This window comes from Variovorax sp. ISS6 (assembly GCF_056523145.1).
The window spans coordinates 1,493,742-1,507,359 of sequence record NZ_JAWRZC010000002.1 but is presented as its reverse complement, the minus strand read 5'-3'; the positions used below and the strand labels follow the sequence as shown (position 1 = coordinate 1,507,359).

At 70.3% G+C, this 13,618-nt stretch carries 10 protein-coding genes; 3 read left to right on the top strand and 7 right to left on the bottom strand.

Going from position 1 to position 13,618, the window contains the following annotated elements:
• Positions 1–67: 67 nt before the first annotated feature.
• Complete coding sequence (locus tag AC1HIL_RS38650; protein ID WP_479669574.1) at positions 68–2,596, bottom strand: excinuclease ABC subunit UvrA; 2,529 nt, start codon at positions 2,594–2,596, stop codon at positions 68–70.
• 116 nt (positions 2,597–2,712) lie between these two features.
• Here AC1HIL_RS38650 and AC1HIL_RS38645 point away from each other — a divergent pair, with 116 nt between their 5' ends.
• On the top strand, positions 2,713–4,002 hold the full coding sequence (locus tag AC1HIL_RS38645) for a phospholipase D-like domain-containing protein (RefSeq protein WP_479669575.1): 1,290 nt from the start codon (positions 2,713–2,715) through the stop codon (positions 4,000–4,002).
• Between the two features lie 10 nt (positions 4,003–4,012).
• On the opposite strand, the gene AC1HIL_RS38640 is transcribed toward AC1HIL_RS38645, so the two are convergent.
• From AC1HIL_RS38640 to AC1HIL_RS38620, 5 genes are all read right to left on the bottom strand, one after another.
• Entirely contained in the window at positions 4,013–5,341 is a 1,329-nt protein-coding gene (locus tag AC1HIL_RS38640) for an aminotransferase class III-fold pyridoxal phosphate-dependent enzyme (protein ID WP_479669576.1), read from the bottom strand.
• Positions 5,341–6,252: an alpha/beta fold hydrolase gene (locus tag AC1HIL_RS38635; RefSeq protein ID WP_057590027.1), complete on the bottom strand. Its 912-nt coding sequence runs from the start codon at positions 6,250–6,252 to the stop codon at positions 5,341–5,343. The genes AC1HIL_RS38640 and AC1HIL_RS38635 overlap by 1 nt, the downstream gene beginning before the upstream one ends.
• A gap of 140 nt (positions 6,253–6,392) precedes the next feature.
• Positions 6,393–7,361, bottom strand: a complete 969-nt coding sequence (locus AC1HIL_RS38630; protein ID WP_479669577.1) for a LysR family transcriptional regulator — start codon at positions 7,359–7,361, stop codon at positions 6,393–6,395.
• A gap of 32 nt (positions 7,362–7,393) precedes the next feature.
• Complete coding sequence (locus AC1HIL_RS38625) at positions 7,394–9,058, bottom strand: MFS transporter (RefSeq protein WP_479669578.1); 1,665 nt, start codon at positions 9,056–9,058, stop codon at positions 7,394–7,396.
• Between the two features lie 40 nt (positions 9,059–9,098).
• Positions 9,099–9,854, bottom strand: coding sequence for an SDR family oxidoreductase (locus tag AC1HIL_RS38620; protein WP_479669579.1), 756 nt, complete (start codon positions 9,852–9,854; stop codon positions 9,099–9,101).
• 255 nt (positions 9,855–10,109) lie between these two features.
• On the opposite strand from AC1HIL_RS38620, the gene AC1HIL_RS38615 reads away from it, so the two are divergent.
• A complete protein-coding gene (locus AC1HIL_RS38615) occupies positions 10,110–11,330 on the top strand; it encodes an amidohydrolase (RefSeq protein ID WP_479669580.1) in 1,221 nt (406 codons plus the stop codon).
• A 99-nt stretch (positions 11,331–11,429) separates the two neighbouring features.
• Entirely contained in the window at positions 11,430–12,908 is a 1,479-nt protein-coding gene (locus AC1HIL_RS38610) for an amidase (protein ID WP_479669581.1), read from the top strand.
• Positions 12,909–12,917: 9 nt separating this feature from the next.
• Here the strand turns inward: AC1HIL_RS38610 and AC1HIL_RS38605 are convergent, their stop codons facing one another.
• Positions 12,918–13,589 carry an HD domain-containing protein gene (locus AC1HIL_RS38605; RefSeq protein WP_203206655.1) on the bottom strand — a complete coding sequence of 224 codons (672 nt, stop codon included), beginning with the start codon at positions 13,587–13,589 and terminating at the stop codon, positions 12,918–12,920.
• Positions 13,590–13,618 lie beyond the last annotated feature (29 nt).

Genomic DNA, 13,618 nt, shown 5'->3' with positions numbered 1-13,618 from the left:
AACGGGAGGCGGCGCGCGCGGCGGCGCGGATCGGGGGTCCAGATTGTGCACCCGGGCCGCGGCCCGCTCAGCTCCACTGCCGCGCGAGGTACTTCGCCGTGGGCGTGCCGGCCTTCGCGACCTCGCGCGGCGTGCCCGCCGCCACCACGCGCCCGCCCTCGCCGCCCGCGCCCGGGCCCATGTCGATGACCCAGTCGCAGCGCGCCACCACGCGCATCTCGTGCTCGACCAGCACCACCGTGTTGCCCGCGTCGACGAGCTCGTCGAGCTGCGCCATCAGCCGGTCCACATCCGACGGATGCAGCCCGGTGGTCGGCTCGTCGAGCACGTAGAGCGCGTCGCCGCGCTGCGCGCGCTGCAGCTCGGTCGCGAGCTTGATGCGCTGGGCCTCGCCGCCCGACAGCTCGGTGGCCGGCTGGCCCAGGCGCAGGTAGCCCAGGCCGATCGCCGCGAGCAGGCGCAGCGGCCGCTCGATCGGCGCGTCGTCCTTGAAGAAGGCATGCGCCTCGTCCACCGTCATCGCGAGCACGTCGGCGATGCTCCTGTCGCGCAGCCGCACCTTCAGCGTCGCCGCGTCGAAGCGCGAGCCGCCGCATGTCGGGCACGGCGCATAGACGCTCGGCATGAACAGCAACTCGACGCTGACGAAGCCTTCGCCCTCGCAGGTCGGGCAGCGGCCTTTGGCGACGTTGAACGAGAACTGGCCGGCATCGAAGCGGCGCGCCTTCGCGGCACGGGTCTGCGCGAACAGCTTGCGCACGTGGTCGAACAGCCCGGTGTAGGTCGCGAGGTTGGAGCGCGGCGTGCGGCCGATCGGCTTCTGGTCGACCCGCACCAGCCGCCGGATCCGGTCCAGGCCCTCGACGATGCGGCCCTGCGCCTCCTGGGCGAGCGAGGGCTCGCCCTCGCCCGGCTCGTCGTCGGCCGGTGCCTCGTGGCCCAGGTGGGCCGCCACCAGCTGCACCAGCGCCTGGCTCACGAGGCTGGACTTGCCCGATCCCGAAACGCCAGTGACCGCGGTCATCGCGCCGATCGGAAATGCCGCATCGACCGCCTCGAGGTTGTTGCGCGTGACGCCTTCGAGCCGCAGCCAGCCCCGCGCCGAACGCGGCGGCCGGCCCGCATCGCCGGCCGCCTCGGGTGCGAACAGGTAGGCGGCCGTGCGGGAAGCCGCCACTTCGCGCAATCCGGCGGGCGGCCCGCTGTAGAGCACCTCGCCGCCCTTCTCACCCGCGCCGGGCCCGACATCGACCAGCCAGTCGGCGCGGCGCATCAGGTCCAGGTCGTGCTCGACCACGAACAGCGAGTTGCCCGCGCGCTTGAGTGCATCGAGCGCGTCGACCAGCGCCTCGGCGTCGGCCGGGTGCAGGCCGGCCGAGGGCTCGTCGAGCACGTACACCACGCCGAACAGCTTGGAGCGGATCTGCGTCGCGAGCCGCAGCCGCTGCAGCTCGCCCGGCGACAGCGTGGGCGTTGCGCGATCGAGCGAGAGATAGCCCAGCCCGAGGCCCAGCAGCGTCTCGAGCCGCGCCAGCGCGTCCTGCGCGATGCGCTGCGCCACGATGCGTTTCTCAACGGACGGCACGGTCTTGCCATGCGCCTCGCCATGCGCCGCCGGCCGCAGCACCTGCGCCAGCGCGCCCAGCGTCAGGTGCGAGATCTGCCCGATGTCGAGCCCCGCGAAACGCACCGACAACGCCTCGGCCTTGAGCCGCTTGCCCTGGCAGGCGGGACATGGCGCGCCCGACATGAAGCGCGAGACGCGGTTCTTCATCAGCGCGCTCTGCGTGGTCGCGAAGGTGTGGAGCACGTACTTGCGCGCGCCCATGAAGGTGCCCTGGTAGCTGGGCTCGAGCTTGCGGCGCAGCGCGGCGCGCGTCTCGGCCGGCGTAAAGCCCGCATAGACCGGCACCGTCGGCTGCTCCTCGGTGAACAGGATCCAGTCGCGCGTCTTCTTCGGCAGCGCGCGCCACGGCGTGTCGACATCGATGCCCAGCGTGACGAGGATGTCGCGCAGGTTCTGCCCCTGCCAGGCCGAGGGCCAGGCGGCCACCGCGCGCTCGCGGATCGTGAGGCCGTCGTCGGGCACCATCGCGCGCTCGGTCACCTCGAACACCCGGCCCAGACCGTGGCAGACGGGACAGGCACCCTGCGGCGTGTTGGGCGAGAAGTCCTCCGCGTGCAGCATGGCCTGGCGCGCCGGGTAGTCGCCCGCGCGCGAATAGAGCATGCGCAGCAGGTTCGACAGCGTGGTCACGCTGCCCACCGAGGAGCGCGTGCCCGGCGTGCCGCGCTGCTGCTGCAAGGCCACGGCCGGCGGCAGCCCGTCGATGGCATCGACCGCCGGCACGCCGACCTGGTCGATCAGCCGCCGCGCATAGGGCGCCACCGATTCGAGGTAGCGCCGCTGCGCCTCGGCATACAGCGTGCCGAAGGCCAGCGAGGACTTGCCGGAACCCGAGATGCCGCTGAAGACCACGAGAGCATCGCGCGGAATGTCGACGTCGACGTTGCGCAGGTTGTGCTCGCGCGCACCACGCACGGAGACGAAACGGTGGGAGGACGGGTCGGGCAAGGCTTTGGGTTGTCGGGGCATGGTGTTCGCAGGGGCTGGCGCCGCAAGCCGATATTGATGGCAGACATCGCAGCGGCGCCTTGCAGGACAAGGGCGCGAACTCGATTCGGCGCGGGCAAAGGCCGGCACGATAAGGCATGCGTGCCACTGCCCCCCGCAAACCCTGGAAAGCCATCGCCTGGACCTTCGTCCTGACGCTCGCCGCCACCCTGCTCGTGCTCAACCTCACGAGCGGCGAGAAGAAGCTCGACGAACAGGTGCGCCGCGAATACGCGCTGCACGATCCCCAGTACCAGCGCGCGCTCGGTGCCATGCTCGGCCCGCCGATCGCCGACGGCAACCGCTTCGAGGCCTTCCAGAACGGCGACAGGATCTTTCCGCCGATGCTCGCGGCGATCCGCGCCGCGAAGCACAGCATCACCTTCGAGACCTACATCTACTGGTCGGGCGACATCGGCCGCGCCTTCGCCGATGCGCTGTCGGAACGCGCGCGCGCCGGCGTCAAGGTGCATGTGCTGCTCGACTGGGTCGGCAGCGCGAAGGTCGATGCGGACTTCATCCGCGAGATGGAGACAGCGGGCGTGGAGATCCGCAAGTTCCACAAGCCGAGCTGGTACGACATCGCGCGCATGAACAACCGCACCCACCGCAAGCTGCTGGTGGTCGACGGTCGCATCGGCTTCACGGGCGGCGTCGGCATCGCGCCCGAATGGACCGGCAATGCGCAGGACCCGGCGCACTGGCGCGACTCGCACTACCAGGTCGAGGGCCCGGTGGTGGCGCAGATGCAGGCGGTCTTCATGGACAACTGGATCAAGGTCTCGGGCGACGTGCTCCACGGCGAGCGCTACTTCCCGCCGCTGCCGCCGGTGGGCACGGGCCGCGCGCAGATGTTCAGCAGCTCGCCTTCGGGCGGCAGCGAGAGCATGCACCTGATGTACCTGCTCTCGATCGCAGCGGCCACGAAGACCATCGACCTGTCGAGCGCCTACTTCGTGCCCGACGATCTCACCGTGGGCGCGCTGGTGGCGGCGCTGCGCCGCGGCGTGCGGGTGCGCATCGTCACGCCGGGGCCGATCATCGATTCGCAGACCGTGCGCCGCGCCTCGCGCGCCGCCTGGGGCCCGCTGCTCGAGGCCGGCGCCCAGATCAGCGAGTACCAGCCGACCATGTACCACTGCAAGGTCTTCCTGGTCGACGGCCTGCTGGTGTCGGTGGGCTCGACCAACTTCGACAACCGCTCGTTCCGGCTCAACGACGAGGCCAACCTCAACATCTACGACGAGGCCTTCGCCGCGGCGCAGACCGTGCAGTTCGAGGCCGACCTCGCGCAGTCGAAGCGGTTGAGCTACGAGGCCTGGAAGGAACGGCCGCTGCTCGAGAAGGCCTGGGAGCATCTGGCGGCGGTGCTGTCGCCGCAGCTCTGAGCGGCCGGCCCTATGCCGACACCCTGGCCTCGAGGGCCTGCAACGCCTCCGAGACGATGGCGAGCCCTTGCATCAGATCGGCCTGGGAGATGGTCAGCGGCGGCGCCACCACGCACAGGTTGTACTTGACGTACAGCCACACGCCGCGCGCCAGCAGGTCGGACTGGAAGTCCTCCATCAAGCGCTGATCCGCGCCCTGCCACGCGACCAGCGGCTCGCGCGTCTCGCGGTCGCGCACGAGCTCGATGCCGAAGAAGGCACCGATGCCGCGCACGTCGCCCACGATGGCGCTGCGTTCGCGGATGTCGTCCAGGCCTTGCCGGAGCCAGGCTTCGATCTCGCGTCCTCGCGTGAAGAGGCCTTCGGTCTCGTAGGCGCGCAGCGCGCCAAGCCCCGCCGCCATGCAGACCGGGTGGCCCGAATAGGTGTGGCCGAACGGAAAGGGCCGATGATCGAAGGCTTCGGCGATCTCCTCGCGCATCAGCACGCCGCCCAGCGGCATGCAGGCGCCCGTGACGCCCTTGGCGAAGCTCAGCATGTCGGGCGCGACGCCGACGCGGCGCGAGGCGAACATCTCGCCGACGCGGCCGAAGCCGCACATGACCTCGTCGTGGATCAGCAGCGCGCCGCAGCGCCGTGCGAGTTCGCGCACGCCGGCCAGATAGCCCTCCTCGTACGCGACCAGGCCGTCCGAACCGAGCACCGGCTCGATCAGGATCGCCGCGATGTTGGCGGGGTTCTCCTGCTCGATCACGCGCTCGAGATGCGCCAGCGCGCGTCGCACCTCCTCGGCCCTGTCGTCGGTGTGGAAGGGACTGCGATAGGGGTGCGGCGCGAAGAAGCGCGCGATGCCGCCCGGCGCCGCCTGCTCGCTGGCCCAGCGGCGGCTGCCGCCCGTGAGCGCGGCCGCGCCGGCGCTGGTGCCGTGGTAGGAGCGGTAGGCGCTCAGCACCTTCAGCCGGCCGGTGACGAGGCGCGCGATCTTCACCGCGTCGTCGTTGGCCTCGCCGCCGCCGGTGGTGAAGTGCACGCGCGCACCGCCGCGCCAGGGCGCCCGTGCGCACAGGCGCTCGGAGAAGACCTCGCGGATGTCGCTGCGCAGCGTGGGCGACACGAAGCACAGCGACTCGGCCTGGCGCCTTATCGCCTCGATCACCGTCGGATGGCCATGGCCCAGGTTGGCGCACATGAGGCCGCTCGACAGGTCCAGGCAGCGCGCGCCATCGGCCGTGTGCAGGTGGACGCCAGCCCCGCCGACGAAGACGGGACCGGGCCGCTGCCCCTGGCGCGACCACGGCGTCATGAAGCGCGCGGCCGCCTCGCCCGGCATGGCGGCCATCACCGGCCCTCGAAGAAGGCCTTGATCTCGCGCGCGCAGACCGCGGGCGCCTCGCGGTGCACGAAGTGCCCGGCATCGGCGAAGTCGATGCTGAAGTCGGCGAAGTAGTCGCCCAGGCGGTCCGACCACTCGGGGCGGATCAAGGGATCGCGTCGCCCCCAGAGGAAGCGCGAGGGCACCGTGATGCGCGGAGGTGGCGGCAAGGTGCCGTCGAGCCACTTGCGGCGGTTGGCGGCCGAGCTCAGGTACCAGTCGAAGCCGCCCTGGATGTTGTCGTTGCGCATGAACATGTCGACGTAGATCTCGATCATGTCGGCGAACACCTCGGGGTTGTCGCCCGACCAGTGATCGAGGAAGTGCGACATGTAGAGCCTGCAGCTCTCGCGCGATGCGCCGACCAGCTTCGCGGCCCATGGCAGCTGCTGGAAGTACTGGTACCAGACCTCGATCAGGTGGTCGGGCTGCCCGTAGCGCGAACCGAGGCCGGGATAGGGGGTACAGAAATAGAACGCGCCCTTAAGCCGATCGCCGTGCGCCTGGCTGAAGGCCTGCAGCACGTAGGCGCCGAGGTCGCCGCCCACCATGCCGAAGCGGTCGAGGCCGAGGCGCCGCGTGAATTCGGCGATGTCCTCGGCGTGCGTCGCGGCGTTGGCGTTGGCATCGGGCCCGGACGTGGGCTTGCCGGTGAAGCCGCAGCCGCGCAGGTCGGGAACGATGAGTTCGAAATCGTTCTTCAGCAGCTCCATGAGCGGCCGGTACACCATCCAGAACTCGGGCCAGCCGTGCAGCAGCACGAGCGGCGCGCCCTGGCCGACGCGCGCATAGTGCATGTTCAGGCCGTTGGCCGGTACGTGATCGAATCGGATGCCGGAAGCGGCGGCGTCGCGCATGGCGTCATCTAGTGCAGACATGGTGTTCCTGTGGTTCATCGGTGAAAAGGCACCGCTTCGAAGCGGTGCGATGAACTTTAGGAATGGCCCCGCGCAGCGTCCAATACCGACGCGATACGCTGGCAGAGGCGCGGCGTCTGGCGCGCCCCGCGCACCTCGGCTCAGCCCGGCGCCGGGCCCGTCTTCTCGACGATCTGCAGGAAGTTCCTCAGCGCGACCGAGGCGTGGTCCTTGCGCCAGACCACGGTCATCGGCGAGGTCAGCACCTGCGGCTCGATGCCCACGAAGCGCACGCCGCTGCGTCCGTGCCCGCAGACGCTGGCGGGCACGAAGCTGATGCCGGCGCCGGCCGCCACCAGGCCCAGCGCGGTCTGCATGTTGCGCGCGCCCTCCTTGAGTTCGAGCACGATGCCGCGCTCGCCGAGCGCATGAAGGATCAGGTCGGTCAAGCTGGGCCGCGGGTGACGCGGATAGAGCACGGCAGCCTGGCCATGCAGCTCCTCCACGGGAATGGTGGCCCGCGCGGCCAGCGGATGCCGCGTCGGCACCGCGGCCATCAGGGGCTCGGTGATCAGCAGCCGCTGCTCGATCGACGGATCGGGCGGCAGCCCGGGGCGCGAGAAGCCGACGTCGATCGAACGCCGCGACAGCGCCTCGGCGATCTCGGCCGCCAGCAGCTCGCTGAAGGACAGCTCGACCTCGGGATAGCGGTCGCGAAACGCGTTGAGCACATCGGGCAGCACGCTGTACATGGCCGAACCCGCGAAGCCGATCGCCAGTTTTCCGCTGTGGCCGCGGCCGATGCGCCGCACATCGTCCACCGCGGCATCGAACTGCGACATGATCGCGACCGCGCGCTCGAGCAGCAGCGTGCCCGCCTCGGTGAGCCGCACCGGCCGGTTGTCGCGGTCGATGAGCTGCACGCCCAGCTCCTCCTCGAGCTGGCGGATCTGCTGGCTCAGAGGCGGCTGCGCGATGTGCAGCCGGTCCGCCGCGCGCGTGAAGCTCAGTTCCTCGGCCACCGCGCGGAAGTAGCGCAGGTGCCGGATCTCCAGGCGCGCGGACGGCCCGCCCGAATGCGCGGGTCGCGAATCGTCGTCGTTCGATGGGGCGGGCGGGTGGTCGCGCATTGCGTGCTCCTGCGCGGTGCGCCGTCGGCGGCTCAGCTGTCGAGCGGCCGGTCCCGGGTCTCCGGGACGAACAGCCAGCACAGCACGAACCCCGCGCCCGCGATCAGCACAGGGTACCAAAGCCCGTCGAAGATGCTGCCCGTGGCGGCCTGGATGGCGACGACCGTCGCGGGCAGCAGGCCGCCGATCCAGCCGTTGCCGATGTGATAGGGCAAGGACATCGAGGTGTAGCGGATGCGCGCCGGGAACATCTCGACCAGCATCGCGGCCATGGGGCCGAAAGCCATGCCGGTGAGCAGCTGCAGGTAGACGATGATGAGCACGATCATGAGGTGGTTGATCTGCGCGGGATCGGCGCTGGCACGATAGCCGGCGTCCTCCATCGCTTTGCCCAGCGCCTGGTCGAAGGCGGCCGCGCGCTCCTTCGCGTCGGCGGCCGCGCCGTCGTAGGCCGGCAGCGACAGCGTGCCGATGCGCACCACCGCCGTCGTGCCCGGCGCCGCGGCCTCGTTGCTGTAGGGAATGCCACGCCGCACCAGCGCGCTCTTCGCCACGTCGCAGCTCGAGGTGAACTTCGAGGTGCCGACCGGGTTGAACTGGAACGAGCAGCGCGCCGGATCGGCCGCCACCACCACGGGCGAGCGCGCCTGCGCGGCCTCGAGCGCCGGATTGGCGAAGTGCGTGAGCCCGTGGTAGACCGGGAACAGCGACACGGCCCCGAGCACCAGCGACGCGAGCACGATCGGCTTGCGTCCGATGCGGTCGCTGAGGTAGCCGAAGATCACGTAGAAGGGCGCGCCCAGCAGCAGGCCAATGGTCGACAGCGTGGTCGCGGTGACGGGATCGACACGCAGCGTATTCACCAGGAACAGCGACGAGTAGATCGGCCCCGCGTTGGTGACCACAGCCTGCCCCGCCTGCAAGCCGAACAGCACGATCAGCACCAGCTTGAGGTTGCGCCAGTTGCCGAAGCTCTCGCGGATCGGCGCGCGCGACAGCGCACCGGCCGACTTCATCTCGGCGAACACCGGCGACTCGTGCAGCTTCATGCGGATCCACACGGAGATCGCCAGCAGCACCATCGAGAGCAGGAAAGGCACGCGCCAGCCCCAGGTCTCGAAGGCCTCGGGCGACATCGCGAGCCGGCAGCCCAGGATGACGCCGAGCGCCAGGCACAGGCCGACGATGAAGGCGGTCTGCAGCCACGAGGTGTAGCCGCCGCGCTGACCCGGCGGCGCATGCTCGGCGATGTAGACCGCCGCGCCGCCGTATTCGCCGCCGATCGCCAGCCCCTGCAGCATGCGCAGCCCGATCAGGATCGCCGGCGCGAAGCTGCCGATCGACGAATAGGTGGGCAGCAGGCCGACCGCGAAGGTCGCGAGGCCCATGATCAGGATGGTCGCGAGGAAGGTGTACTTGCGCCCGATCATGTCGCCGAGCCGCCCGAACACCAGCGCGCCGAAAGGCCGCACCACGAAGCCGGTGCCGAAGGCCAGCAGGCCGAAGATGTAGGCCTCCAGCGGCGTGGCGCTGGCGAAGAAATTCTTGCCGATGATCGCGGCCAGCGCGCCATAGAGATAGAAGTCGTACCACTCGAAGACGGTACCCAGGGTCGAGGCGATCACCACGTGCCTGGCCTTGGCGGGGCTCGGCGCGTGGGCGGGCGTCGCGGATGCATTCCGTGCGGATGCTTGCATGCTTGTCTCCAGTTCTCTTTTCTTGGGGTTCAGCGCGGGCTCAGCGCCCGCCGGCGACGGCCACGATGGCCGCGGTCACGTAGCCGGCCGAGGGCGACACCAGCCAGGCGACGCTCTGCGCAACCTCCTCGGGCAGGCCCGCGCGGCCCATCGGAATGCCCGGCGCCATGCGCGCGGCGCGGTCGGGCTTGCCGGCGGCCGCATGGAGTTCGGTCTCGATCAGGCCCGCGGCCACGGCGTTGACGCGGATGCCCTCGAGCGCGACTTCGCGCGCGAGGCCGGTGGTCAGCGTGTTCAGCGCGCCCTTGGTCGCCGCGTAGTGCACCCACTCGCCACCGCCGCCGATCTCCGCGGCGCGCGAGGACACGTTGACGATCGCGCCGCCGCGCCCGCCGTGGCGGATCGACATGCGCCGCACCGCCTCGCGGCAGCACAGGAACGCACCCACGACGTTGACGCCGAACACCTGCGCGAGCATGCGCGTGTCCGCCTCGTCCACGCGCGAGAAGCCGCCGGTGATGCCGCCGTTGTTGACGAGCACCGTCGGCGTGCCGAGCTGCGCATCGGTCTCGCGGAACAGCCGCAGCACGTCCTCTTCCTTCGAGACGTCGGCCTGCAGCGCGATGGCGCGGCCGCCGCGCGACTCGATGTCGGCGACCACGGCGCGGGCGCTCGCGGCGTCGCCCGCGTAGTTGACGACGACCGCATGGCCGTCCTTCGCCAGTTGGCGCGCGATCGCCGCGCCGATGCCGCGGCTGCCGCCGGTCACGATGGCGACCTTGTGGGTTGAAGGCATGTCTTCTCCATTCCTGTGTTGCGTGGGTGAAAACAGCGGGCGTGGTGCCTGCTGCGAACTGCCGCGGAATGAGAAGGCTTTTGCCGAAATGCGTCCAATAGCGTTGGCGTCAGAAACTATATGCAGCGCCTACATGCGCGCATACGCACCGTCGCCTTCATAGGCTGCGCATCTGGAAGCGGATGCCTTCGGTCTTGGACACGGGTGTCGCGCCGTTCCTAGGATGGCCGCATCGCAATCCAGGAGCGCCACCCGATGAGCCTCGTTCTTCCCACGCCCGGCGCCGGCACGCTGCGCGCCATCTCGGACTTCCACCCCTTCCTCTCGGCTTTCCGCCGCGATCTGCACGCGCACCCCGAGCTCGGCTTCGAGGAGCGACGCACCGCGGCGCTCGTGGCCGAGGCGCTGCAAGGCTTCGGCCTCGACGAGGTGCACACGGGCGTCGGCCGCACCGGCGTGGTCGGGGTGCTGCGCGGCCGATGGGCCGGCACCTCGAAGTCCGTCGGCCTGCGCGCCGACATGGATGCGTTGCCGGTGCAGGAGGAAGGCGATTGCGCGCACCGCTCCGTGCATGCGGGCCTGATGCATGGCTGCGGCCACGACGGGCACGTGACGATGCTGCTGGGCGCTGCGCGCCATCTGGCGCACACGCGCGACTTCGGCGGCACCGTGCACTTCATCTTCCAGCCCGGCGAGGAAGGACATGCGGGTGCGCGCGTGATGATCGAGGACGGCCTCTTCGAGCGCTTCCCCTGCGATGCGGTCTACGCGCTCCACAACTGGCCCTCGCTGCCGGCGGGCACGGTGGCCGTCAACCCCGGTGCGATGATGGCCGCGCGCGACGATTTCTGGATCCGCATCGAGGGCGTGGGCGGACATGGCGCGATGCCGCATCGCGCGGCGGACCCGGTCGTCGCCGCCTGCGCCGTGGTGGCGGCGCTGCAAACCGTGGTGAGCCGCAACCTCGACCCCGCGCTGAGCGCGGTGCTCACCGTGCATTCGCTGCAGGCCGGCAGCGCCATCGTGCATGGCGTTCCCACGCAGAGCGTGACGGTGCCGCCGCATGCGGACATCGCCGGCATCGCGAAGTGGTTCGACGCACCCGCGGGCGAGACGCTGCGCAAGCGCGTGGCGGAGATCGCGGGGGATTGCGCCAGCGCGTTCGGTACCCGGGCGGACGTGCGCTACCTGCCGTTCCTGCCGCCGACGGCGAATGCCCCGCCGTGCGCCGAGCTCGTGCGGCGAGCCGCGACCGGCCTGTTGGGCGCAGGGCACGTTTTCACGGCCATGCTGCCCAGCATGGCCTCGGAGGATTTCTCCTTCATGCTGAACGAGCGCCCCGGTGCCTATTTCTGGCTCGGCGTCGGCGAGGACGTGCCGGGCCTGCACCATCCGCGCTACGACTTCAACGACGCGGTGCTCCCGATCGGCGCGGCGCTGCTGGCGACGATCGCGCGCGACGCGCTCGCGGACTGACGGCGGGTGCCACGGCAATACACGACCGCCGCGCAGGCACACCGTGTCTTGGCTAGAGTCGACCCGACCCTCTTTCTACTTTCTCGACAGGAGCGACGGATGACTTTGGCAATGAGCTGGCAGGCATGGAGCGAACAGGACGGCGTGGGGCTCGCCGCGCTGGTGCGCAGCGGGCAGGTCACGCCGGCCGAGCTCGCGGCCCAGGCCAGCGCCGCCATCGCGCTCACCAACCCCGCGCTGAGCGCGGTGGTCGAGGTCTTCGACGACGTGGTGGCCGATCCGCTGGCCGACGGCATGAACCCCGCGGGCGCGTTCGCGGGCGTGCCCTACCTGATGAAGGACCTGGGCCCGACCATGAAGGGCCGGCTGCAGGAGATGGGCTCGCTGCTGATGAAGGGGCAGCGCGCCACCGCCGACACGCACCTGACGCAGCAGATCCGCAAGGCCGGGCTCAACATCATCGGTCGCACCACCACGCCCGAGTTCGGCGTCTGCAGCTCGGCCGAGAACCCGGCCGTCTACGTCACGCGCAATCCCTGGAACCTCGACTACACCACCTGCGGCTCCTCGGCCGGCACGGGCGCGGCGGTGGCGGCAGGCGTGCTGCCGCTGTCGCACGCCACCGACGGCGGCGGCTCGATCCGCATCCCCGCGGGCGTGAACGGCAACATCGGCCTCAAGCCCTCGCGCGGCGTGTTCTCGATCGCGCCGGCGCTGTCGGACCTCACGGGCCTGGTGTCGATCCAGGGCTGCCACAGCCGCACGGTGCGCGACACCGCGGCCTTCGTCGACCACTGCCGCGGCGGCGCGCCCGGCGAGTTCATGCCCTACTGGAAGGCCGACGAGCCCTGCACGCAGCTGATCGAACGCGACCCGAAGCCGCTGCGCATCGCGATGTCGCACGAGTGGGGCGACTTCCGCGCCACGCCGCACATCGTGGCCGAGCTCGAGCGCGTGGGGCGCTTCCTCGAGGGCCTGGGCCACCACGTCGAATGGGCGCTGCCCGCGGTCGACATCCGCGCCGCCTTCGCGGCCCAGACCACCTGCTACATCAGCAACTTCGCGCAGACCATCGAGGGCTTCCTCGCGCGCTTCGGCCTCGAGCAGCCGCCGGCCGACCTGATCGAGCCGATCAACATCAAGATCTGGGAGGCCGGACGCGACATCTCCTATGCCGAGCGCTTCAGGATGCAGACGGTGTTCAACACCACCGCGCGCGGCTTCGGCGCCTTCTTCGAGGAGTGGGACATCATCCTCACCCCGATCACCGCGCTGCCCACGCCGCGCGTGGGCACCACCGAATACCTCACGCTCAGCGACAACCCCTCGGTGCTCGACTGGTTCGACAACCTCTGGCAGAACTTTGCCTACACGCCGCTGGCCAACCTCTGCGGCATCCCGGGCATCTCGCTGCCGCTGGCCTTCAACGAGCACGGCCTGCCGCTGGGCATGCAGCTGCAGGCGAAGCAGGCCAACGACGGCCTGCTGCTGCAGCTCGGCGCGCAGATCGAGCGCGCGATCGGCGGCCGCTGGAACGATGGCCGCCGGCCCGGCGTGCACGTGACGACAGCCGGCTAGAAGCCATGCTCAGTGCCGGCAGCCCGGCACGCCGCAGGCGCCGTCGTTCCACGACGAGCCGAGGATCATCCCGCAGAAGTTGAGCCGCTTGTACGTGGGGTCCTTGAGCGCCAGCACGTCGGCCTTGACGTTGCCGAAGGTGGTCTCGGGCTTGAAGCGCGTGCCCTTGGCGAAGGCGTCGATGATGCCCTCCTTGAAGTCGGCCTCGCGCGGATGCGCGCGCACCACCGCCTCGCGCTGCTCGGTCGGAAAGGCGTCGTAGGCCAGGCCCAGCACGTCCATCTCGACACCCGCGGTGACCAGCGCCACCACCGGCTTCTTGTGCTGCGGAATGCCCGGCGTGGTGTGCAGCGCGATCGCATCCCACACCTGCTCGACCTCGGGCTCGGCGATGCCGTGGCGCACGAGGAAATCGCGCGCGGCATTGGCGCCGTCAACCTCGAAGCGCTCGGTCCTGCTGCTGTAGGGCGCCACCAGGCCCATGTCGTGGAACATCGCGCCGATGTAGAGCAGCTCGGGGTCGTAGGCCAGGCCGCGGCGCTCGCCGGTCAGCGCGCCGAACAGGAACACGCGCCGCGAGTGGTTGAACAGCAGCGCGGTCTCGGTGTCGCGCACCAGCTCGGTGGCCTCGCGCGCCATCTGGCTGTCGGGGATGCGGATGCCGGCAATGGATTCGTTCATGGGTTCTCCGGGATGAGGGTTGGCGAAAG

What these genes read in the sequence shown, in the direction of transcription:
- AC1HIL_RS38650 (WP_479669574.1), bottom strand. Translation starts at nt 2,596, where the DNA reads ATGCCCCGACAACCCAAAGCCTTGCCCGACCCGTCCTCCCACCGTTTC.
- AC1HIL_RS38645 (WP_479669575.1), top strand. Translation starts at nt 2,713, where the DNA reads ATGCGTGCCACTGCCCCCCGCAAACCCTGGAAAGCCATCGCCTGGACC.
- AC1HIL_RS38640 (WP_479669576.1), bottom strand. Translation starts at nt 5,341, where the DNA reads ATGGCCGCCATGCCGGGCGAGGCGGCCGCGCGCTTCATGACGCCGTGG.
- AC1HIL_RS38635 (WP_057590027.1), bottom strand. Translation starts at nt 6,252, where the DNA reads ATGTCTGCACTAGATGACGCCATGCGCGACGCCGCCGCTTCCGGCATC.
- AC1HIL_RS38630 (WP_479669577.1), bottom strand. Translation starts at nt 7,361, where the DNA reads ATGCGCGACCACCCGCCCGCCCCATCGAACGACGACGATTCGCGACCC.
- AC1HIL_RS38625 (WP_479669578.1), bottom strand. Translation starts at nt 9,058, where the DNA reads ATGCAAGCATCCGCACGGAATGCATCCGCGACGCCCGCCCACGCGCCG.
- AC1HIL_RS38620 (WP_479669579.1), bottom strand. Translation starts at nt 9,854, where the DNA reads ATGCCTTCAACCCACAAGGTCGCCATCGTGACCGGCGGCAGCCGCGGC.
- AC1HIL_RS38615 (WP_479669580.1), top strand. Translation starts at nt 10,110, where the DNA reads ATGAGCCTCGTTCTTCCCACGCCCGGCGCCGGCACGCTGCGCGCCATC.
- AC1HIL_RS38610 (WP_479669581.1), top strand. Translation starts at nt 11,430, where the DNA reads ATGACTTTGGCAATGAGCTGGCAGGCATGGAGCGAACAGGACGGCGTG.
- AC1HIL_RS38605 (WP_203206655.1), bottom strand. Translation starts at nt 13,589, where the DNA reads ATGAACGAATCCATTGCCGGCATCCGCATCCCCGACAGCCAGATGGCG.